Consider the following 20,761-nt stretch of genomic DNA (forward strand, 5'->3'; position numbering starts at 1 on the left):
CCCCTCCTCGCCGGCCGCCCCGCCGTCGCCTTCGCCGGCATCGGCCGGCCCGGCAAATTCTTCGACGGCCTGCGCCGGCAGGATATCACGCTGGCCGCATGCATACCCTTCCCCGACCACCACCCCTACCGCCCCCAGGATATCCGCCGCCTGCGCGCCCTGGCCGTCCGCCACGGCGCCGCCCTGCTCACCACCGCCAAGGACGCCATCCGCCTGCCGAACTATATACAGAGGGATATAATCACCATCGGCGTCCACCTGACCTGGCCCCAGCCCACCGCCCCCGACCACCTGCTGGATCTCTTCGCCAACACCATGAAAACCCAACCCGGACCATGACCGACACCCCGCCCCGCATCACCCTCCCGATGCGCCTCGAAGCCCTCGCCGCCCGCGCCGCCCTCACCCTGCTCCGACGCCTCGACCCCGTCCGCGCCTCAAATCTCGGCGGCGCCCTCTGCCGCACGATCGGCCCCTATCTTCCCGCCTCGAAAGTCGCCGACACCAACCTCCGCCTCGCCATGCCCGAACTGGATCCCATCGCCCGCCGCACCATCATCCGCGACGTCTGGGACAATCTCGGCCGCACGGTCGGCGAATTTCCCCACCTCGCCCACCTCCCCCAAAATCCCACCAACGGCCCCGGCTGGGACATAACCGGCGCCGAGCATCTCACCGCCCAGGCCGCCCGCGGCGGCGCCGCCATCTTCGTGTCCGGCCATATCGGCAACTGGGAAATGCTCCCACCCGCCGTCGCCCGCCACGGCCTCCCCTTCGCCTCATTCTACCGCGCCGCCGGCAACCCCCTCATCGATGGCATGATCCGCACCCTGCGCGACGCAGCAATCGGAACATCGGTCCCCCTCTTCGCCAAAGGAGCACGCGGCGCACGCGGAGCCCTGGCTCATGTGGCCCGCGGCGGACGCCTCGGCATGCTTATGGACCAAAAAATGAACGACGGGATCGAAGCCCGCCTATTCGGCCAATCCGCTATGACTGCTCCCGCCCTGGCCTCCATCGCACTCCGCTATCGCTGCCCAATCATCCCCGGCTATGTCGAACGGCTAGGCCCAGCGCGACTGCGCATTCACGTCCAAGCGCCGCTCGCATTACCCAATAGCGGCGACCGCCAAGCCGACATCTTGGCTCTGACGCAGGCTGTCAATAACCGGTTGGAAAGCTGGATCCGTGCACATCCCGGTGCCTGGCTATGGGTACACCGACGCTGGCCGAAATCTGTATATCGCAGAGGCATCTGAATGCAGAACATTGGATAACTATCCACCGCTTATGATATTCATATCGCACCAGCACCAAATCGAGGCACAAAATTTAAAGGATCATGAGACCCTTTAGTCAGGCAATACCTGATAGGCTAAATTTTATACAAATGCACAAACATATGATTAAAATTTCATCGATTCCGTTCATGATTATTGCTTTTTTGCCACGCAAATGAAGTTCTGCCTCTTTCTGCGGCGATGACGTTTAGATTCCATTTGGCAATGCCGATAAACGCGCTCTAGCGTCTCTCTCGCTTCTTTTTCGAGGACGTTCAGATGGCCACAAGCATGACCCCGAAGGCTGGCGCTCCCTCCATCAGCAATGTCGTTCCATTGCGTGCGAGCTTTCTGCCACGCCACCGCGAATATCTGATGCGCTGGCTAGAGGCAGGCAGCTGCATGGGCCTATGCGATATCGATGTCTCGTCCCGATCCGAAAATGGAGCCATCGAACATGTGTTGATCTGGGTACGCGAAAACGCGGATCCAGCGTACCTTTTACGTCCCGAAGGCATGAAGTGGGTGTTGATCGATAATCTGCGCGATCATCGTCTCGGAGCATATCAACGCTTCGAGGCCGCCCTTTACGCCATTCGCCCTGTATTGCCCTGCGGCGCAACAGTCGCAGCATAAAGTGCCACCGCTGTCACTTAATTAACTCTGAGTGTGAACAAGATGCCCCAAAGCCGGGAGGATGATCTTCCCACCTCCGCCCGACTGAATCTGAAAGACGGCCAGATCGCGTAACGTGTGGCCGTCCAGCGTTAAACCGAAAACACCGTCCACTCCGGCAAACCCATCGGGTCGTGCCAAAGCATCGATTATATAGCCATTGGGTCGACTTCTGGGGCGCCCGCGATCCAACGCTCCGACCAGGGCCGCGGAATCATAGGACAGATCGCTCAAGGGCGTCGGCAGGCGGTGATAACGCGCCATAAATACCTGGATAAACCGCTGGCGTGCCTGCGGATCAGGTGCCGCATACCAAGCTCCATGCAGCCGACCAAGCTTGCTCGCAAACGCTCCCCACAATCCGGTCCCGAGAATCCGTACTGGGACCACTCCATCTGCAGGGACCGCCGGTTGTACCGGAGATACGTTATCAGATATTTTTTGTGTTCCGTTTATGACTTGAACTGTTTGCAGCGCATCTATGACCATCGCCAACTGCAAGCCGGTATCAGCCAGGAGCAATACGTCGAATGGAGGTGGGGCAAGCTGCGGCGAAGCAGGAGCAGCCGAAGGTTGCGTAGGGACAGACGGCACTCCACTCGGCGTTGGGATATCAGAGGCCGAAGCATCAGGCTGGGGTATCGACTTTACCGCCTGAGCCGCCGTCAACCGGGAGTCGTAATCCGATAACGTCTTCAAGCCCTGGAGAATGCTGACCTGGCTTGATGTATGATAAATAATATTTGGTTCAGGCAGGTTGCGTGCAGCGCATTCACGCGTCAATGCACTCCCCATTGCCCGCCCAAGCGCGTTGTCCGGCAGGAAGGCCGCAAAATGCTGCCGCCCCTCGGCCTGGGCCGCGATAACCAAACGCGCCACCTGCTGTTCCGGCGCGATCCCCAGCGCCCAAACGCCAGGTCGCCCCAACGACAAGTCGCTCGTATAGGCCAAGACGGGCACCGAAGCTGCCATCGCAATCTCTGATGCCTGTGCTGTATCATGGGCAGTCAAAGGCCCCAGAATCACTCCATCGCCAGCCCCTACGGCCGCACGAGCAGCGGCCGTAGCACCTCCGGGTGCTGCGGTATCGCGGGCGTCCAGCGGAGGAGCGCCGGGCGATCCCAATGCGAGTTGAATTGCCTGAAGCATTTCCTGCCCCAGGCGGGCATTGCTGCCGGTTAGCGGCAACAGAACCCCAATGGTGCGTCCTGGTGGCTGTGAAGCAAGAGGCGGTTGCGGCGTGGCTGGAACAGGGCTGGCCGGCTCACTTCCTGGGCCAGCACAAGCCGCCATCCCGAGCAGAGATGCCATGACAAGCAGTCTGCTCTTGCGGCCTTGTATGGGAAATGTTGTATCTACCCGCGTTTTCTGCGAGCGGATTACGCATGTCTGCCTCATTTGCATCGTCCCTGCCTTTGCCTGCCGTCCGAAACACGGAGGGCTTGTCCTCCGAGCACATCGCTTCCCATAGCGAACCCGACCCCGCTCGTCATGACCTGGATGACACGATCGAAGATGCTTCGATGGACCAGAACGGGCGTGTGGGCCAATTGATCCTGGTTTCCACTCCGATCGGCAATCTGGGCGATCTGAGCGAACGGGCGATCGTGACGCTGACACATGCCGATCTCGTCCTGTGCGAGGATACGCGGGTAACGGCTCGCCTGCTGGTCGCTCGCGCGATTTCCGTACGAACCGAAGCCCTGCACGACCATAACGAACGGGATCGCATTCCGCGGCTGCTGGAGCTTCTGAAACAGGGGCGTCGTATCGCAATTGTCTCGGACGCCGGCACCCCCCTTCTATCCGATCCGGGATATCGATTGGTGCGCGCCGCAATCGCTGAGGAAATTGCAGTCACGGCGGTTCCTGGCCCGAACGCTGCAATTACCGCGTTGACGCTCTCGGGCCTGCCGCCTCACCCGTTTTTCTTCGGAGGCTTTCTGCCGCCAAAGGGCGCCGCACGGCGGGACGTGCTGGGGCGCTTGCGCGCCGCCGAACAAGCGGGCTTTTCCGCGACCCTCATTTGGCATGAAGCGCCTCACCGGCTTCAGGCCATGCTGGCCGACCTGGCCAGCACTTTTGGCACTGACCGCCCGGCCACCGTTGCGCGCGAATTGACCAAACGATTTGAAGAAGTACGACGCGGGCCGGTGGGCACGCTTGCGACCTGGTATGATGAGAATGCCGCACGAGGCGAAATCACCGTGCTGCTGGGGCCGCCTCCTGAAACCGACCAGGGCGCTGACGATCTGGATGCGCGCCTGGTGGCGGCTCTGGAATCCCTGTCCATCAAGGATGCCGCGACTCTGGTGGCAACCAGCATCAATTTGCCGCGCCGCACAGTGTATACCCGAGCCCTGGAGCTGGCATCCCAGAATCGGCGGGACAAAAAACCACATCGTCACTGATCGCCGATATCCGTGTTGAACAGAGCATCGGGCAATGGCTCATTGCCCCATTTTGCATTGAATAGATCGACACGCGTCTCCTGCCCTTGGGAATCAATCACTGTCCAAGATTGAAGAGACAACGGATCGTCGCGAAACATGAGTGTCAGACTTCCGTCTCCGGGCGAGGCTGTTCGCACTAATGTGATGATTACTTGTCCATTAGAATGGACAAAGTTGGTAACAGTCACATCCCCCGAAAGTTTCAGCACAGGACGCAGCAGCAACCCCAGCGGCGTGTGATCCAGCGGCAGCGTCGTCGTCTGCCCCAATTGACTGTCATTGAAGACAAGCTGTCCGTGATTGGCGACCAGGAGAAGCGCGCTTGGTTTGTTATATGCGAACCGCAACCGTCCCGGGCGATTGAGCCAGACCGTACCAGTCTCGCGCTTGCCATTCGGAGCAAGCTGCTGGAATTGCGCCTTCAGCGTTACGATCCCGTTCAAGTATGTCTGAATGCGATCCAGCCACATCCGATCCGCCGGCAAGAGCGCCGCCGCTGCCTGATCATTGGCCAACGCGCCGGTCATATTGGCATCAGCCATACCAATCGCCAGAACACAGACCAGAGAACGCAATGCCGAACGGACGATGCCTGAAGAATAAATCATGAGATCCGTTTCATACAGGATTGTGACCTGAGTATGCCCCACCGAGCCAACACTAGCCCGCCGATCCGATCAAGATCCCTGCCGCGAAGACCAGAGCCCCTCCCACGATGATCTGCACAACGGCCGCACCAAACGGCGTTTCCTGATAACGCCACCGCACCCAGGAAATGACGAGAAGCTCAATCACGACCACCAACACGGCCACGGCCACTGCGACAGAAAACTGACTAAGCAGGAATGGAACAGTGTGGCCTATCCCCCCGGCCGTAGTCATCAGGCCGCAGATCACGCCACGCAGCAGAGGCGCGCCGCGGCCGGACAGCTTGCCGTCATCCGACAACGCCTCGGCGAACCCCATGGAAATTCCCGCGCCAACAGATGCGGCGATACCGACCAAGAACCCGTCCCATGGTTGATGCGTTGCAAACGCCGCCGCGAAGACCGGTGCCAAGGTAGAGACCGACCCATCCATAAGACCGACCAGGCCGGGCTGGATGACCTGAAGCACGAAGCGCCGACGCGCTTCCTCATCCTCATTTTCGCGTTTGTCGGCCGGAAGCCGGGCCTGTTCGATGATGCCTGCCGTCTGCTCATGCCGCTCTTCGGCGGCAGCCAAATCGCCCAGCAATTTGCGCGTCGCGGCGTCGGTCGTGCGCAGAGCTGCCTGACGATAGAACCGCGCGGCCTCCAGCTCCATCTGCCGTGCGTGGCGTCGTACTGCGTCGATACCCAGCCCCTGCACCTGCCAGGCCGGACGCCGGGACATGAAGCCTGCAATATCCTGCCGGCGAACGAGAGGAATATGCGAGCCGAAGCGTTGAACGAACAAATCGATCAACTCGCGCCTATGTTCGTCCTCTTCATGCACCATATCGGTGAAAATATTGGCGGTGTCAGGATAGTTGTCACGCAACGCATATGCGAAATCCGCATATATTCGTGCATCCTCTTCTTCGTTGGAAATGGCGAGGGCAAGAATTTCTCGATCAGAGAGGGCGTTGAATTTCCGCATGGACACTCTATGCCGCTTCAGACCGCCGCTTCGGCAAATATACGCGTGACATCGCCTTTCCAGGCATCGTGATAACGATGCAACCAATGTTCAGCCTGGGTGGGCGCTCCGGCCGCAATTTCCTGTAGCGGAGCCAGAAAGCGTGTTTCATCCAGACCATTCGGGTCATACGCCGCCCGGCCGCGTAAACCGCTGGCTGCGATTTCGATCATACGCGCCGCCAAGTCGCGCACGGTACCGCCGGCCCACGGCGCCTGCAGGCCATGACGGGGCACTGCGGCACGCAATGCGGCGTACTGGGCCCACCCTTGTTCCCGAACCAGGGCATCGGCCGCGGCCAAAGCGGAATCGTCATAGAGCAATCCCACCCACAAGGCTGAAAGCGCCAGCATCATGGCGGGCGAACCGGCGTCAGCCCCGCGCATTTCCAGGAACTGCTTCACCCTGACATCGGTGAACGCGGTCGTGAGATGGTCCTCGAAGTCGCCGATGGTCGGTATCAGCCCTTCAAGGCCATGCTGGCGTTCACCTTTCATCCAGGAACGGAAGGAACGGCCCGCAACGTCCAGGATCCGCCCGTCACGCACGACGAAATACATGGGAACGTCCAGGAGCCATTCCACATATGCCCCGAAACCGAATGCGGGGTCGAAGAAGCACGAAGGCATGCCCGAGCGCGCATTGTCCGTGTCTGTCCAAACCTGTGCGCGGTTCGACATGAAGCCGTTGGGGCGGCCTTCATAAAACGGCGAATTGGCAAACAGGGCGGTCGCCACCGGCTGCAACGCCAGGGCGACGCGCAGCTTGCGGGCCATGTCTGCCTCGGACGCGAAATCGAGATTGACCTGCACCGTACAGGTCCGCTGCATCATGTCCAATCCGAGCGTTCCGACCTGGGGCATATAGCGACGCATGATCGCGTATCGGCTTTTGGGCATCCACGGCATGTCCTCGCGCCGGGCGATCGGATGGAAGCCGAGCGGTGCGAACCCAACCCCAAGCGCACGTGAAATCGGACGGATCGCTTCAAAATGGCGCGCCATCTCATGCCCGGTTTCGTGCAGGTCGGCCAGGGGCGCGCCCGACAGTTCAAACTGTCCCGCCGGCTCCAGGGACACCGAACTCCCCTGTGCGTCTCCCACGCCTTTCAACCCGATGAGATTGCCATCATCGAAAATGGGCGTCCAATGTGCGCCGTCGTCCTGCCGATGCAAATCGCCCAAGATGTCTGCAATACCGTCCGGCGCGTACGGGGGAGGCATCCAGGGCTGCCGCCCCTCATTCGCCGCTTCCGGCAGAACAAAACCGAATTTCTCATGCTCTGTTCCGATCCGCCACCGGTCAGGCGACTTGGCTCCGGCATCAAGCAGACATGCCAATTGGGTGACCGATTCGATCGGGGTCGCATCTTGTTCGCCGGGATTCGACATGAGTTTCGACTAAGTCCTTGAAAATATAACAAGACAGCGCCCCACACTGTGCGGCCACGCTCTCCTCATCAGGCTCCACCCAGCGCCCGTTACCGCGACCCTGCACCAGACACACGCCTCAGACCAGCCCCTATCATCGAGAGGCCACTGGCCACCGCGGTATCGGCACGCAGGACCAGAGGGCCCAGGGAAATCATGGTGACGTAAGGCTGAGCACGCAACATCGCGATTTCACTGTCGGAGAACCCTCCCTCTGGCCCAACCAACAATCCACCACCATCCGATACTGCGTTGACTTCGCACATTTCTATAGGCTGCACCAGACGCTCCGCCGCCACGAACAATCGTTGCCCGGCCGGCCAACCGGCCAGGCTGGACGCCAAGTGCGCCGGTGCACTGATGACAGGCGCGTCCATACGTTCGCACTGTTCCGCCGCTTCGATGGCGATGGCCTCCAACCGGTCGAGATTGAGCCGGTGCGTGTTGGTCCGCTCCGTCAACACCGGATGGAAATGTGTCACCCCCAATTCAGTACCCATTCGCACGACGAGATCCGTCGCGTCTCGCTTGAGGGGGGCGAACAATAACGTCAGTCCAGGGGATCGTTGGGCCGGACGCACCTGATCCAGCAAGCGCACCTGGCCGCGGCCACGACGCAAATCCACGATTTGGGCCCGCCATTCACCATCGCGTTGATTGAACAGCAGAACCTCATCGCCCGCTCCCATACGCAGGACGGTTCCCAGATAGTGGGCATGCCCGGGCGACAGGTCCTGTTGTAATGCTGCCCGCATCGGCGGTGTGACAGCCACGTTCATAAACAGGCGGGGGCGGTCCTTCATTCCAGCATCTCTCCGTTCGGGCGCAGTCCACGAGCCCCTTTACCAACCTCTTGACCCCGACACACCCACGCCGCATCACATGGAGGCATCCACGCCAGATCGCATGGCCTCATCGTGTGGAATGGTATAAAAACAACGATTTAGAGAACGCGCTCTCGAAAGTGGAAAACCCTCATCAATCCTCCCTCCGTGGCCTGACCTGTCTGCGGAGAAGAACATATTAAGTGAGTTGAGCCTTGCTTCACACCGATATACGGACCGAAGGATGGGTCGACAGGCTTCCCGTGCCGCTGCGCCCCTATGCGCTGCTGGCCCGGCTGGATCGACCGGTCGGCACCTGGCTTCTGTTCCTGCCCGGCGTGTGGGGCATCCTGCTGCCGGGGGGTGTCCCGGCCATGGAGCGTATTCATTTAGTTCTGCTATTCGGGGTCGGCAGCCTGGTGATGCGCTCCGCCGGGTGCGTCGTCAACGATATGTGGGATCGGGATATCGATCGCCGCGTCGCGCGGACTGCGGGCAGACCCCTGGCCTCTGGCATGCTTCGCATGCGCCATGCCGCCTTCTTTCTACTGGGGCTGCTGGCGATCGGACTGGCGATCCTTCTGCAGCTTACCCCCTTGGCGCGGATTTTGGGCGTGTCTTCGCTCCTGCTGGTCGGACTCTATCCGCTTGCAAAGCGCGTGACATGGTGGCCGCAGCTTATCATGGGTTTCACTTTCGGCTTTGGAGCCCCTATGGGATATGCGGCAACGGCGCACCGGATCGATGCAGCCGGGATCGCTCTCTATGCCGCGACAATCCTGTGGCAATTGGGATTTGATACGATCTACGGTTTTCAGGATATGGAGGATGATGCGCGCATCGGGGTCAAGTCGACGTCGCGCCTGTGGGCGCATCAGCCACGGCTGTTCGTCGGCGCCTGCTACGCCCTGGCCTTCGTCACGTTGCTGCTGGCCGGATGGCAAAGCGGGTGCCGCCTCGGTTTCTGGCTGGCGATGCCACTGCCTGCGGCAGCACTGATCTGGCAGGTTATACATCTGGACATTACCGACCCGAGATCCTGCCTGGCTTTGTTCCGCTTCAACCGCGAAACAGGACTGGCGGTCGCACTGGCTCTATTGTGCGGACTAATCGGGCGATGACGATCCGGGATATCCGCGGCTTCATAGCCGATCAGACCCGCATGATTCGTGCGCCACTCGTACCGGAAATTGCCTTGCATCTGGCGACGGAAATCACGCCGATCTGGCAGGCGACCGAAGCGTGGCTGGCACAGCAGGGCGTGGAACCGCCGTTCTGGGCGTTCGCGTGGCCGGGCGGGCAGCTTTTGGCGCGTTATCTTCTGGACAACCCCGACCTGGTCAAGGGCCGTCGCGTGCTGGACTTCGCCGCGGGCTGCGGGATCGCGGCCATCGCGTGCGCGCTTGCCGGCGCGGCATTTGTGGAAGCTGCGGAAATCGATCCTCTGGCGGCCGCCGCGATCGCGTTAAACGCCGAAACGAACGGCGTTGCTCTGACCGTCACCAACGCCGACCTGACCGGCTGCATACCGCGATGGGACCTGATTCTCTGCGGGGATGTCTGTTACGAGCATCCAATGACAGAGCATATTTTCCCGTGGCTTCGTGACGCGGCGCGGTCGACGGACGTGTGGATCGCCGATCCGGAGAGAGCGTATCTGCCACGTGACGCGCTGGAACCCGTGACCACACGCGACATCGCAACGACGATGGAATTGGAGAACGCCACGACACGGCGCACGACGCTATATCGGGTCCTGCCCAACACGGCGCAGGACGCATGATCTATATCCCCGCGTCGACCCCCGGGCGCGAGGAGGGGTGCAGCGTACCCCGGAACAGGCGGCTGACACTGAGCAACGCGGAGAGGCCCGCCGTGCAGGCTGCCAGTTCCAGGCATTTAAGGTTGGGATCGCGATCGACGATGCTGAAGGTCAGCGCCACGAACATGGCGCCCATTGTCTGGCCGGCCAGGCGCGCAACGGAGACCATGCCGCTGGCGCTTCCGGAACGTCCTGGCGGCGCCGAAACCATCATCGCCCGATTGTTCGGAGGCTGAAAAATTCCGAAGCCCACCCCGGCCAGGCCGATACGCCAGATAATGTCGAGATTGCCGGCATCGGCTGGAAGGAAACATAAAAGAGCGAAGCCGATGCCGGTGATGGCCAAGCCGATCGACGAAAGGATGCCGGCAGGCACGTTATCGGCGATGCGCCCGACAATAAAGGAGATGGCCACGATTCCGACCGGCCATGGCGTAATCAAGAGGCCGGTTGCCACTGCCGAGCGATGCAGGAGCGTTTCCAGCGTGAAGGGCATCGAAATGATGAAGAAGTTCGAAGCCACGAAAGCCCCGAAACCCACGCCGAATGCGACCAGGAAGTCCGGCACGGCCAGCAGATCGATCGGCAGCATGGGATCAGTGCGGCCGGCCTGACGCAGGGCCAATTGAACGAAGGCGGTCAGGCCGGACAGCAACAATATGACGGCCACAACCCGGCCGCTGTGATGAACCAGACTATCCAGCCCGACAATCGTTCCGCCGAAGGCCAGGACGTTCAATGCCGCGCTGACCAGGTCAAACGACGATTCGCTGCGCGGTGTGCGAGGCAAGTAGACGATGGCGGCCAGCATCGCGACGGCGCCCAGAGGCAGGTTGATCAGGAAGATCCAGGGCCAATCGGCCACGGACAGTACAGCCGATGCGATCGTCGGGCCAAGCGCTACGCCGGACGCCACCACGACCCCGTTCAGCGATATTCCCCGCCCGATTTCGGCATGCGGATAAATGAAGCGCAACAGGGCGATATTCACGCTCATGATGCATGCGCCGCCGACACCCTGGAGCGCACGAGCCAGGGAGAGTTCGAGCAACGTATGTGACGACGCGCAAAGCAGCGACGCAATCACGAACATCACAAGCCCGATCCGGCATAGCCGCGAGAACCCGACACGCGCGCCCAACGATGCCAGCGGCAGCAACGTGGACACGCTGGCAAGCTGATAAGCGTTGATGACCCAGATCGAGGATGACGGAGAGGCGTGGATATCGTGGGCGATCGTCGGGAGGGCCACGTTTGCGATGGCGTAGTCCAGGACCGACAACAGAACGGACAGGGCGACAGCAAACATCGCCATGACGCGGGCGCGGCCATGCAATCCCTCGCCCTCGGCCAATACACGCTTTGTCTCGATTTTCATGATGTGTTCACCCGGGCCGCAACGTCCGCTCGAACATGGACCGTACCCAGGCCATGCATTGCAGAAAAAGGGCCGGGTCGTACCGAAGGCCTTCGTCACGCAGGAAGGCGTGCTGGCCGTTTACCTCGTACCATTCATAGCGTGCGTTCGCCGCCTCGAAGGTTTCGCGGATCATCTGGCGACCCGCGAAGGGAACATGCGGATCCTGGCGCCCCCATACCATCAGGAGTTCGCCCGAAATTTCGCCGATCCGCCGCAGCGTGTCATCCTGCCGCCCCTCGCCCAGCGTCGAAGAGTGGATGTCGGTGGCATAGAAACAGGCTGCAGCCGACACGGCGCCGTTCATCGCGGCCCGCAACGCCAGATGACCACCCAGACAGACCCCCATCGTCCCGATCCGGCCGGTACAGGCCGGGTGGTCTGCCAGCCACGCAATCGCCGCCCTGGCATCGTCATCGTAAGCCGTGATCGGCTTGGTGTATTTGAGCGCGTTGCCACGATCCGTCCCGGGCTGGTCGTAGGCGAGAACGGTGCCAGCGGCTTCGTACTCGTGATAGACTTCCGGCACGGCCACGACGTAGCCAAGGCCGGCGATCATTGCCGCTAGCCTGCGGATCGGCGCCGTGACCTGATAGATTTCGGAAAACAGCACGACACCCGGGAAGCGACCCGTCGCCGCCGGGCGCAGCACATGCAGCCGCATCGGGCCGGACCCGGTCGGGATATCGATCATTTCATGTTCCCTCAGGATCATGACGCTTTCTCCTTCATCCGAGTTGGGAGACTAGAAACAATAAAGATGGATGCATGTTGATCGATGACATTTGATGTCGCATTTCACAGACGGCACATCGTCACCGCCCCAGATCACGCAATCGCCGGCCTGACATCAGGCGGGCCTCGATTTCCTCGAGCGAGACCCCACGGGTCTCGGGTACGTAAAGAAGGGTGATGATGACGAAGAGACCGTTCATCAGGGCGAACAGCCCGAACGTCACCGCCTCGCCCAGTGCCGCCATCATGGTCAGGAACACGTTGCTGATCAGCCAGTTCGCCGCCCAGTTGGTGAAGGTCGAGCAGGCAATGCCGAAATCGCGCCCACGCAGCGGCTGAATTTCGGCACAGAGCGTCCACACCAGCGGCCCGGCACCAATCGCGAATCCCGCCACGAAGGTCAGCAGGGCCGCGACCATTCCGATCTGCTGCGCCAGCGAGTCGCCGCCCAACATCATCAGCCCCCCGGCGCCCAGCATCGCGGCGGTCATGATCGCGCAACTGAGGATAAGCAGAGGACGCCGTCCCCACCGGTCGATAAACGCAATGGCGAAGCCGGTCGAGGCCATGTTGATCAGGCCGAGCAGGGCCGTCGCCCATGTCGAGGCGGAAACGCCGAAATGTGCCGCCTGGAAGATCTTCGGCGCGTAATACATCAGAACATTGATACCGGTCAGTTGCTGCATGATCTGCAGCGCCACGCCCAGCATGACGGACCGGCGAAAATTCGCGTTCGTCCAGAACAGGGCGCCCCCATTGCCACCAGGCTTGCGGAGTTCCTGGGCGATATCGCGGATTTCGGCATCAGCTTCGGTCGGGTCGCGCCGCAGGTGCAGCATGACCTGGCGGGCTCGCTTCGAATCGCCGCGCATCATCAGCCAACGGGGACTGTCGGGAAGGACGGCGCAGCCAAGGCAGAAGAGCGCAGCCGGCACGGCCATCAGACCCAGCATCCAACGCCAATGCGCCCCGTAGGACAGCAAGCTGTCCGTCACATAGGCGAGGAAAATCCCCAGCGTGACCATCAACTGGTAGAAGGACACCATCGCGCCACGCACGGCCTCGACCGTGATCTCGGAAATGTAGAGAGGCGCGGCGAAGGCGGCGATCCCGACCGCCAGCCCCAGCAGCACGCGGCCGGCGATCAGCACGGAAATCGACGGCGCGAGCGCGCAGGCGACGGATCCGGCGAGGAACAGCAAGGATGCGCCCAACAGGGCGCGCCGGCGGCCGAAATGGAAGGAGATGCGGCCGGCCGCCATGGAGCCGAGCGCCGCAGCCGCCATCATGGACGACACGATCCATTCCTGCATGCGGGCACCGGCATGGAATTCATCACCGATGAAACCCAGCGCACCCGCGATGACACCAGTGTCCAGGCCGAACATCAACCCCGCCAGAGCCGCAAGAATGCCCACGACGATTGCGCGCGCCGACGACGCCGCGCCGACGCCGTCATCCGACCGCACAAGCCCGGCTGACTGGTCTAGAGACATGATAACGACGTTCCTCCGGTGTTCTCACATTCTTACGGCGCAAACCTGGCGCCGCTGTTTATTTCAGACCGTTTTCGTCCCAGGGGGCGACCAGGCGGCGCTGCCACGGATGCCCGGGAAATTTCTTATGAAACGAAACCGCCGCGCCTGACTAGGCATATGGGGGTGCGCGGTCATACCGTGGCCAAAAAATATCGAATGTCAGGAACCGTTCATCTCACCGGAGATGTGACCGGCGGCCCGATTGACAACCTGCGAACATGACGCAGTGATGCGTGTTCTCATCTTTACAGACGTGGTTCCATGTCATCAGTCCTTGCAGTTGTGCTCGCCACCACGGCGATCGTGGCCGTCGTTCTTCTGATCGGCCGCTACAAATTCAACCCGTTCATCGTGCTGTTTACGGTGTCCCTGCTTCTGGCACTGGGCGCCGGCATGCCGCCACAGAAGGCCGTTGCCTCATTCGAGGCCGGGGCCGGTCACGTGTTGGGACACATTGCCACCGTCATCGCGCTGGGCACCATGCTGGGCAAGATGCTGGCCGAATCCGGCGGGGCGGACCAGATCGCGTTGACCATCACGCGCGTTGCCGGCAAGGGCCGAATGAGTTGGGCGATGATGATCATCGGACTGCTGATCGGATTGCCCGTATTCTTCGAAGTCGGCTTCGTCCTGCTGATCCCTCTTGTCTTTACCCTGGCGCGCCGCACATCAACGCCCATGCTGCTCCTGGCGTTGCCGATGGGCGCCGCCTTGTCGGTCACGCATGCCATGGTGCCGCCTCATCCGGCGACATTGCTGGCACTTGCGGCCTATCATGCCGACACGGGCCGAACGATCTTCTGGGGCGTCATCGTTGGCACGCCAATCGCAGCGCTGGCCGGCCCCATCTATGCGAAATATATTACGCCACGTGTGCGTCTGGAGGGCCCGCCGCCTCTCGCCGAACAATTTTCCAATAAAGATGTTCCGGCAAACATGCCGCCATTCGGGATTACGGTGTTCACCATCCTTTCGCCGGTGCTGCTGATGCTGATCGGATCGGTTGCCGACGTGGTGGCCTCGCCCGGCAGCCTGCCGAATACGATCCTGCATTTTGTCGGCAATACCGACATCGCACTGGTCCTGGCAACGATCCTGTCCTTCTATGTTCTTGGATTGGCGCGTGGTTTTTCTCGCGAGACAATCTTGCGCTTTACCAATGAAAGTCTGGGCCCGACAGCCCTGATCATGCTGCTGGTCGGTGCGGGCGGCGGCTTCGGCCGTGAACTGGTCGATAGCGGGATTTCCAAGGCCATTACCGATCTCGCCCTGGGCGCACATGTTCCCCTGCTTGTGCTGGCGTGGATGCTTGCTGTCGTCGTTCGGGTTGCCGCAGGATCCGCCACCGTGGCCATGAGCACCGCGTCGGGCATCGTCGGACCGATCCTGCTGCAGAGCCATGGCACGTCGCCGGAACTGATGGTGCTGGTCACCGGCGCCGGATCGGTCGCCCTGGGCCCGATGAACGATGCCGGCTTCTGGCAGATCAAGGAATATCTTGGTCTGTCCGTTGGGCAGACGATGAAGACCTGGTCCGTCATCGAAACGCTGATCGCCGTGCTGGGACTGGTCTTTTGCCTGTTGCTGTCCCAGTTCATCCACTGAGCTGACGTCAACGACGAAAGGCTTGTCCTTTGGACAAGCCTTTCGTCGTTCGACCGGTATCAGTGCGCAGCCCTATCCCTCGGTATAGGGATTGCGTGTTCCACGGAGTTGCAGCCGAATTGGCGTTCCCGGCAGGTCGAATGTCTCGCGAAGACCATTGACCAGATAGCGTTGATAATCTTCGGGCAATTGTTCGGCCCGTGTGCCGAACAGAACGAAAGTCGGCGGCCGCGCCTTCGCCTGCGTCATGTAGCGCAGCTTCAGCCGCCGGCCATTCACCAATGGCGGATTATGCCGTTCCAGCATCATTTCAAACCAGCGATTCAATTCGCCGGTCGAGATGCGCTTGTTCCAGATCGCATAGGCGCGCCGCACGACCGGCAGAAGCTTTTGCACACCCGCCCCGGTCAGCGCCGAAAAGGACACGACGGGAATGCCCCGCATCTGGGCGAGCGATGCCTCGATCCTGTCAACGATCGCCTGACGGGCGGCAGCCCGGTCATCGACGGCATCCCATTTGTTGAGCGCCAGGACACAGCAGCGCCCCTCGCGTTCGATCAGACGGGCGATCTGCAGATCCTGCTCTTGCACGCCCAGCGTGGCATCAAGCACCAGGACAACGATTTCGGCCATTTTCAGCGCCTCGATCGACGCCGAGACGGACATTTTTTCCAATGCCTCGTCAATTCTGGCGCGTCGGCGCAGACCGGCCGTGTCGACCAACTGGATTGGCCCGTGTTCGTCATGGAGCAGGACCGAGATCGAATCCCGGGTGAGGCCGGGTTCGGGCCCGGTGATCATCCGTTCCTCGCCCAAAAGGCGATTCAGCAAGGTCGATTTGCCGGCATTCGGACGACCGACGATCGCCATGCGCAGAGGACCTTGCGGCCGCTCATCTTCCTCGTCCGGTTCGGCGGCATCCGATGCGGCGGGGGCCGGCGCGTCTTCTTCCTTGGGCGGCAGGCGGTCCGCGATTTCCCCCATGAGATCTGCCAGGCCCTCACCATGCTCGGCGGAAACAGCGAGGGGGGAGCCCAGTCCCAGGGCGTAGGCTTCGAGGGCCGTCGCAGCGCCGCCGCGCCCTTCCGCCTTGTTGGCGATCAGCAGGACGGGACGCCCCTGCCGGCGCAGCCACGCCGCAAAATGCTCATCGGCGGGTGTGATCCCGGCCCGTGCATCCACGCAGAACAAGACCAGGTCGGCATGAGCGACGGCCAGTTCGGACGAAGCCCGCATGCGCCCCGCCAGGCTTTCAGCCGCGGCTTCTTCCAACCCCGCCGTATCGATCAGCCGCACACGACGCCCCCGCAGCGTAGCCTGGGCTTCCTTGCGGTCACGCGTCACGCCCGGGGTGTCGGCAACCAGGGCCTGGCGCCGCCCGACCAACCGGTTGAAGAGGGTCGATTTGCCGACATTCGGGCGGCCAGCGATCACCACCACCGGCAAATCGTTCCCGGCCGACGTGGAAAGAGACTTAGCCACCGTTCTCAGCAACTCCTAACTATACGCAAGCAGATGACCGTCATCGGTCATCAGCAGAAGCCGGCCATCAACAACAATCGGCGCCACCGTGACAATCCCCGGCAGGCTACCGATGGCCGCGATGGCACCGGTCGTCGGATCCACGGTCACATAACCCGTTTCCGGCAGGGTACTGACACACAGCAACTTGCCGCCCGCCAGGATTGGACCGGTCCATGTTATGGCATCCTTCTGCGCCGCCACACGGCGATAACGACGCAACTGGGTGATCCAGCGAACATGACCATTCACCCGGTCGATACAGGCCAGTTGCTGATCGAGCGACAGCACATAGAGCCAGTTATCGACAACCAGCAAGCTGTTCTGCCCGGCGATGGCGCGTTCCCAGAGTCGCCGGCCCGAACGCAGATCCATCGCAACGAGGATGGAACCCGCGCTGATCGCGTAGACCGTACCGTCAACGACCACCGGCATGCCGCGGACGCAAGAAAAATCAACCGTCGATTCCTGGCCGTTGGTGCTGCCGAGCGTATCGCTCCAGACCGTCTCGCCGCTTTCGGCCCGCAGGGCGACAAGGTCGCCCGAACCGAAACCCGCGATGACCACGTCTCCGACCACGGCCGGCGCGGGCTGACCGAAGATGACGGTATCGGCGGGCGTCGCCGTATATGTCCATAGGACTTTGCCCGTCGCGGCCTCGACGGCGAACAGTCGCTCATCGATCGTTCCGAAAAACACGCGCCCATCGGCGATGGTCGGTGCCGAGCGTCCCGGCGTCCCGGTATCGATGCGCCATTTGACGTGACCGGTCGCGACGTCCACCGCCAGGGTCTGCGCGACGCCATCTACGATATATAAGGTATCGCCCGCGACACCGAACCCGCCCCCCAGATTGCTGGACTGCATTTTCTTGGGCTTGGGGGTGAAACTCCATAATTGACGCATGCGCGGCCATTCATACGCACGAATGACCCCCTGGGCGTCGCCGACGAAAATCCGGCCGTTCGAGACGATGGGCGTCGCCTGCAAGACGCCGCGCCCGTTCGAACCAAGAGCCGCCCAGGCCATGAAGTCGGGCTCGGACACTCCGGCGCCGATATCCCGTGACCATTCGCGGCGCATATGGCCGCTCCACGCCAGGTTGACGCCTTCATGGGTGGGAAGACGCCCGGGTTGCGGCCACTCGGCCACCATTGTCTGGGCGGGAACGGCGATCGGCGTGTGGTCGTCGGGGTCGACCATCAGTCCCGCACCCGTGCTCAGCACGTCTATGCGCTTGCCCGCCAACAGAGGCTTCTCGTCATCCTCGAACAGGCTGCATCCCGCCAGAAACGGCAATATCGATCCGCCCAGAAGCGCATGACGGCGGGTCAGAACTTTGTTCATGTCTATCCTGCACTGCGAGGGAGCGGAGCGAAGGCGGTTCTCGGCGCCTGCGCATCCAATTCCAATTCTATACGGGCGCTGCAAAGGCGCCCTTGCGTGGGCTTGGGAAGGCGGCGGATTATAATGGATTGGCGTTCAGCGTCTGCAACAATCCACCCGCGCGGCTGCGCATCCCTTCGGGGATGTCCGCTTCCGCGCTGAGTTGCGCGAGGCGCCGGCGGGCATCGGCGGCGTGCCCCTGGCGCAGGTCCAGCAATGCCTCGGCTTCCATGGCGAAATCCCGCCAGGGCATGCCCTCGGCATCCAGCGTCGCAAGGCGCGAGCGGAGGGTGGCCGGGTCGCCATGGTCGATCTGGTGCTGAACCCAGAACAGGCTGGCCAGGGAACGCAGGAGCGGATCCGCGGCAGAATCCTCGGCGATCGCGTTCCACAGTCTCAGGGCGCCGGCCGCGTCGCCGCTGGAGACCAGCAGGGTTGCCCGCTGGAACCGTGCCATCGTGCGCAGGCCGGCCGGGGCGCCGTCGAGTGTGGCGAGACGGGCCAGGGCATCATGCTGCTGGGGGGTCAGGGACGTCGTCTCGCCCGGCATGATGTGGCTGCTGTCAGCCGTGCGCAGGGCGGCGAAGTAGGTCGCGGCGGCTGCGCGATCCGCCTGGCGCTGCTGCCAGGACTGGTATTGCCATGCGCCGACGCCGGCGGCTGCCACGCCGATGACGGCCGCGGCCGCGAGGGCGTAGCGGCGCGCAAGGGCGCGCAGTCGGTCCGCGCGCAAACCCTCATCGACTTCCCTGAAGATGTCGTCAGCCACGTCTTGCTCGTTCTCCGCCATGGGGGCGGTTCCCGGCCGCCCGATCAAGCCGGGACCATAGCCGGGATGTGGCGTGGCGGCAACGACGGGCCGGGATTATGGGATATCATGGTGTTCAGGGCGCGAAGCGGGCGAGCTTGCCGATCGGGGTGCCCAGAATCGTGTCTTCGCGCATCACGGGGTGGCCACGGACGATGGTGGCGAGGGGCCAGCCGGTGACCTGCATGCCGTCGAAGGGGGTCCAGCCGGCGGGGGTGGCGATCCAGTCGTTGGTGATGCGGCGGCGGGCCTTGAGGTCCACCAGGGTGAAATCGGCGTCGTAGCCCAGGGCGATGCGGCCCTTGGCCTGCAGGCCGTAGACCCGGGCAGGGCCGGCGGCCATGAGGTCGACCATGCGGCCGAGGGAGAGGCGTCCGGCGCCGACATGGTCCAGCATGACGGGCACCAGGGTCTGCACCCCGGTCAGGCCGGCGGGGGTGGCGGGCCAGGGACGGGCCTTGGCGGCCAGGGAGTGCGGCGCGTGGTCCGAGCCGATCGTGTCGACCGTGCCGTTGCGCACGGCCTCCCACGCCGCGTCGTAATGGCGGCGGTCGCGGATGGGGGGGTTCATGATCGCGAGCGGGCCCAGCGCGTCGTAGCATTCGGGGGCGATCTGGGTCAGGTGGTTGACCAGGACCTCGATCGTGGCGATGTCGCGGTGCGCCGGCAGCCAGGCCAGTTCCTCGGCGGTCGAGGTATGCAGGATGTGGACCGGGCGGCCGGTGCTGCGGGCCAGGGCGACGATGCGCCTGGTGCCGAGGAAGGCGCATTCCTCGTCCCGCCAGGCGGCGTGCATGCGATAGGGCATGCCCTCGGAGAACATCGCCTTGCGGTCCTGGAGGCGATATTCGTCCTCGGAATGGAAGGCGACGCGGCGGTGGCCGTGTTCGAGCACGCGGCGGATGCCCGCGTCGTCCTCGATCATCAGGTTGCCGGTCGAGGAGCCGGCGAAGACCTTGATCGCGCAGACGCCGGCGAATGTCTCGTATTCGCCCAGCCTGGGCGTGTTGTCGCGCGTCGCGCCGACATAGAGGCCGAGATCGACCCAGCTTTCGCGCGAGGCGTAGTCCTGCTTCCAGCGCAGCATGTCGGCATCGGTGATCGCGGGCTGGGTGTTGGGCATGTCGAAGACGGTGGTCACCCCGCCCAGGGCCGCGGCGCGGGTACCGGTGGGGATGGATTCGACCGTGGCGTCGCCCGGATCGCGCAGGTGCACGTGCGGGTCGATCAGGCCGGGGAGGACATGCAGGCCGGCAGCGTCGATCACCTGGTCGGCATCGTCGGCGATCCCGGCGGACAGGCTGGCGATGCGGCCGTCCGTGACACCGATATCGGTCCGCGCCTCGCCCCAGGGGAGCACGCAGACGCCGTTGCGGATGATCAGGTCGAAATGCATGAGGCTGCCTCCAGAGTGCCGGCGGGCGCGTCGCTGCCCGGCGCCGTCAGGCGGCGAGCACCGAGAACACGTCCCCGTCGGACGATATGCCGCGCAAATGGATCTGGTGCCAGAGCGCGTAGAACAGCAAGGTCCACGCCGCATGGCGGGCGCGGCGTTCCGAGGCGCGGGCGAACAGGGCGCGGACGCGGGGTTCGGACGCGATCTCGGCG

The 20,761-nt window shown here is 62.6% G+C and carries 19 protein-coding genes; 7 read left to right on the top strand and 12 right to left on the bottom strand.

The window, feature by feature from the left end:
• The 3 genes from HUK84_RS02510 to HUK84_RS02520 all read left to right on the top strand — a co-directional run.
• The coding region (locus HUK84_RS02510; RefSeq protein ID WP_176638821.1) for a tetraacyldisaccharide 4'-kinase at positions 1 to 339 on the top strand (339 nt) is incomplete at its 5' end.
• Positions 336 to 1,259 carry a lysophospholipid acyltransferase family protein gene (locus HUK84_RS02515; RefSeq protein WP_176638822.1) on the top strand — a complete coding sequence of 308 codons (924 nt, stop codon included), beginning with the start codon at positions 336 to 338 and terminating at the stop codon, positions 1,257 to 1,259. The genes HUK84_RS02510 and HUK84_RS02515, both read left to right, overlap by 4 nt.
• 300 nt (positions 1,260 to 1,559) lie before the next feature.
• A complete protein-coding gene (locus HUK84_RS02520) occupies positions 1,560 to 1,916 on the top strand; it encodes a hypothetical protein (protein WP_176638823.1) in 357 nt (118 codons plus the stop codon).
• A 21-nt stretch (positions 1,917 to 1,937) separates the two neighbouring features.
• On the opposite strand, the gene HUK84_RS02525 is transcribed toward HUK84_RS02520, so the two are convergent.
• On the bottom strand, positions 1,938 to 3,266 hold the full coding sequence (locus HUK84_RS02525; protein WP_176638824.1) for a penicillin-binding protein activator: 1,329 nt from the start codon (positions 3,264 to 3,266) through the stop codon (positions 1,938 to 1,940).
• Positions 3,267 to 3,340: 74 nt separating this feature from the next.
• Here HUK84_RS02525 and rsmI point away from each other — a divergent pair, with 74 nt between their 5' ends.
• Positions 3,341 to 4,366 carry a 16S rRNA (cytidine(1402)-2'-O)-methyltransferase gene (rsmI, locus tag HUK84_RS02530; protein WP_374729246.1) on the top strand — a complete coding sequence of 342 codons (1,026 nt, stop codon included), beginning with the start codon at positions 3,341 to 3,343 and terminating at the stop codon, positions 4,364 to 4,366.
• Here the strand turns inward: rsmI and HUK84_RS02535 are convergent.
• The 4 genes from HUK84_RS02535 to HUK84_RS02550 form a co-directional block, all read right to left on the bottom strand.
• A complete protein-coding gene (locus HUK84_RS02535) occupies positions 4,360 to 5,016 on the bottom strand; it encodes a LolA family protein (RefSeq protein ID WP_176638825.1) in 657 nt (218 codons plus the stop codon). The genes rsmI and HUK84_RS02535 overlap by 7 nt on opposite strands.
• A gap of 52 nt (positions 5,017 to 5,068) precedes the next feature.
• The gene (mbfA, locus tag HUK84_RS02540; RefSeq protein ID WP_176638826.1) at positions 5,069 to 6,028 is read right to left on the bottom strand and encodes an iron exporter MbfA; all 960 of its coding nucleotides are present in this window, start codon (positions 6,026 to 6,028) and stop codon (positions 5,069 to 5,071) included.
• A gap of 17 nt (positions 6,029 to 6,045) precedes the next feature.
• A complete protein-coding gene (locus tag HUK84_RS02545) occupies positions 6,046 to 7,458 on the bottom strand; it encodes a glutamate--cysteine ligase (protein WP_176638827.1) in 1,413 nt (470 codons plus the stop codon).
• Positions 7,459 to 7,547: 89 nt separating this feature from the next.
• Positions 7,548 to 8,300 carry a 16S rRNA (uracil(1498)-N(3))-methyltransferase gene (locus tag HUK84_RS02550; protein ID WP_176638828.1) on the bottom strand — a complete coding sequence of 251 codons (753 nt, stop codon included), beginning with the start codon at positions 8,298 to 8,300 and terminating at the stop codon, positions 7,548 to 7,550.
• Between the two features lie 236 nt (positions 8,301 to 8,536).
• Between HUK84_RS02550 and ubiA the strand changes: the two genes are divergently transcribed.
• Complete coding sequence (gene ubiA / locus HUK84_RS02555; protein ID WP_176638829.1) at positions 8,537 to 9,442, top strand: 4-hydroxybenzoate octaprenyltransferase; 906 nt, start codon at positions 8,537 to 8,539, stop codon at positions 9,440 to 9,442.
• Entirely contained in the window at positions 9,439 to 10,104 is a 666-nt protein-coding gene (locus tag HUK84_RS02560; protein WP_176638830.1) for a class I SAM-dependent methyltransferase, read from the top strand. Before ubiA ends, HUK84_RS02560 begins: the two co-directional genes overlap by 4 nt.
• Before the next feature lies 1 nt (position 10,105).
• On the opposite strand, the gene HUK84_RS02565 is transcribed toward HUK84_RS02560, so the two are convergent.
• The 3 genes from HUK84_RS02565 to HUK84_RS02575 all read right to left on the bottom strand — a co-directional run bounded on the left by HUK84_RS02565 (position 10,106) and on the right by HUK84_RS02575 (position 13,791).
• Positions 10,106 to 11,521, bottom strand: coding sequence for an MFS transporter (locus tag HUK84_RS02565; RefSeq protein WP_176638831.1), 1,416 nt, complete (start codon positions 11,519 to 11,521; stop codon positions 10,106 to 10,108).
• Between the two features lie 7 nt (positions 11,522 to 11,528).
• Positions 11,529 to 12,275, bottom strand: a complete 747-nt coding sequence (locus HUK84_RS02570; RefSeq protein WP_176638832.1) for a dienelactone hydrolase family protein — start codon at positions 12,273 to 12,275, stop codon at positions 11,529 to 11,531.
• A gap of 100 nt (positions 12,276 to 12,375) precedes the next feature.
• Positions 12,376 to 13,791 (bottom strand): sugar porter family MFS transporter, encoded by a 1,416-nt coding sequence (locus HUK84_RS02575; protein WP_176638833.1) that lies wholly within the window; start codon positions 13,789 to 13,791, stop codon positions 12,376 to 12,378.
• A 303-nt stretch (positions 13,792 to 14,094) separates the two neighbouring features.
• Between HUK84_RS02575 and HUK84_RS02580 the strand changes: the two genes are divergently transcribed.
• Positions 14,095 to 15,438 carry a GntT/GntP/DsdX family permease gene (locus HUK84_RS02580; RefSeq protein ID WP_176638834.1) on the top strand — a complete coding sequence of 448 codons (1,344 nt, stop codon included), beginning with the start codon at positions 14,095 to 14,097 and terminating at the stop codon, positions 15,436 to 15,438.
• A gap of 72 nt (positions 15,439 to 15,510) precedes the next feature.
• Here the strand turns inward: HUK84_RS02580 and der are convergent, their stop codons facing one another.
• The 4 genes from der to HUK84_RS02600 all read right to left on the bottom strand — a co-directional run bounded on the left by der (position 15,511) and on the right by HUK84_RS02600 (position 20,549).
• Positions 15,511 to 16,920: a ribosome biogenesis GTPase Der gene (gene der, locus HUK84_RS02585; RefSeq protein WP_176638835.1), complete on the bottom strand. Its 1,410-nt coding sequence runs from the start codon at positions 16,918 to 16,920 to the stop codon at positions 15,511 to 15,513.
• 15 nt (positions 16,921 to 16,935) lie between these two features.
• On the bottom strand, positions 16,936 to 18,306 hold the full coding sequence (locus HUK84_RS02590) for an outer membrane protein assembly factor BamB family protein (protein ID WP_176638836.1): 1,371 nt from the start codon (positions 18,304 to 18,306) through the stop codon (positions 16,936 to 16,938).
• A 118-nt stretch (positions 18,307 to 18,424) separates the two neighbouring features.
• The gene (locus HUK84_RS02595) at positions 18,425 to 19,114 is read right to left on the bottom strand and encodes a hypothetical protein (protein ID WP_176638837.1); all 690 of its coding nucleotides are present in this window, start codon (positions 19,112 to 19,114) and stop codon (positions 18,425 to 18,427) included.
• A 115-nt stretch (positions 19,115 to 19,229) separates the two neighbouring features.
• Entirely contained in the window at positions 19,230 to 20,549 is a 1,320-nt protein-coding gene (locus HUK84_RS02600) for a dihydroorotase (RefSeq protein WP_176638838.1), read from the bottom strand.
• Positions 20,550 to 20,761 lie beyond the last annotated feature (212 nt).

Origin of the sequence: Nguyenibacter vanlangensis, from assembly GCF_013376155.1 — a bacterium.
Lineage (GTDB): Bacteria > Pseudomonadota > Alphaproteobacteria > Acetobacterales > Acetobacteraceae > Gluconacetobacter > Gluconacetobacter vanlangensis.

Coding starts and splice junctions, on each gene's coding strand:
- HUK84_RS02520 (WP_176638823.1), top strand. CDS start 1,560: ATGGCCACAAGCATGACCCCGAAGGCTGGCGCTCCCTCCATCAGCAAT.
- HUK84_RS02570 (WP_176638832.1), bottom strand. CDS start 12,275: ATGATCCTGAGGGAACATGAAATGATCGATATCCCGACCGGGTCCGGC.
- HUK84_RS02565 (WP_176638831.1), bottom strand. CDS start 11,521: ATGAAAATCGAGACAAAGCGTGTATTGGCCGAGGGCGAGGGATTGCAT.
- HUK84_RS02590 (WP_176638836.1), bottom strand. CDS start 18,306: ATGAACAAAGTTCTGACCCGCCGTCATGCGCTTCTGGGCGGATCGATA.
- HUK84_RS02515 (WP_176638822.1), top strand. CDS start 336: ATGACCGACACCCCGCCCCGCATCACCCTCCCGATGCGCCTCGAAGCC.
- HUK84_RS02560 (WP_176638830.1), top strand. CDS start 9,439: ATGACGATCCGGGATATCCGCGGCTTCATAGCCGATCAGACCCGCATG.
- HUK84_RS02535 (WP_176638825.1), bottom strand. CDS start 5,016: ATGATTTATTCTTCAGGCATCGTCCGTTCGGCATTGCGTTCTCTGGTC.
- HUK84_RS02550 (WP_176638828.1), bottom strand. CDS start 8,300: ATGAAGGACCGCCCCCGCCTGTTTATGAACGTGGCTGTCACACCGCCG.
- HUK84_RS02575 (WP_176638833.1), bottom strand. CDS start 13,791: ATGTCTCTAGACCAGTCAGCCGGGCTTGTGCGGTCGGATGACGGCGTC.
- HUK84_RS02600 (WP_176638838.1), bottom strand. CDS start 20,549: ATGCATTTCGACCTGATCATCCGCAACGGCGTCTGCGTGCTCCCCTGG.
- HUK84_RS02580 (WP_176638834.1), top strand. CDS start 14,095: ATGTCATCAGTCCTTGCAGTTGTGCTCGCCACCACGGCGATCGTGGCC.
- rsmI (WP_374729246.1), top strand. CDS start 3,341: ATGTCTGCCTCATTTGCATCGTCCCTGCCTTTGCCTGCCGTCCGAAAC.
- HUK84_RS02525 (WP_176638824.1), bottom strand. CDS start 3,266: ATGGCATCTCTGCTCGGGATGGCGGCTTGTGCTGGCCCAGGAAGTGAG.
- mbfA (WP_176638826.1), bottom strand. CDS start 6,028: ATGCGGAAATTCAACGCCCTCTCTGATCGAGAAATTCTTGCCCTCGCC.
- HUK84_RS02545 (WP_176638827.1), bottom strand. CDS start 7,458: ATGTCGAATCCCGGCGAACAAGATGCGACCCCGATCGAATCGGTCACC.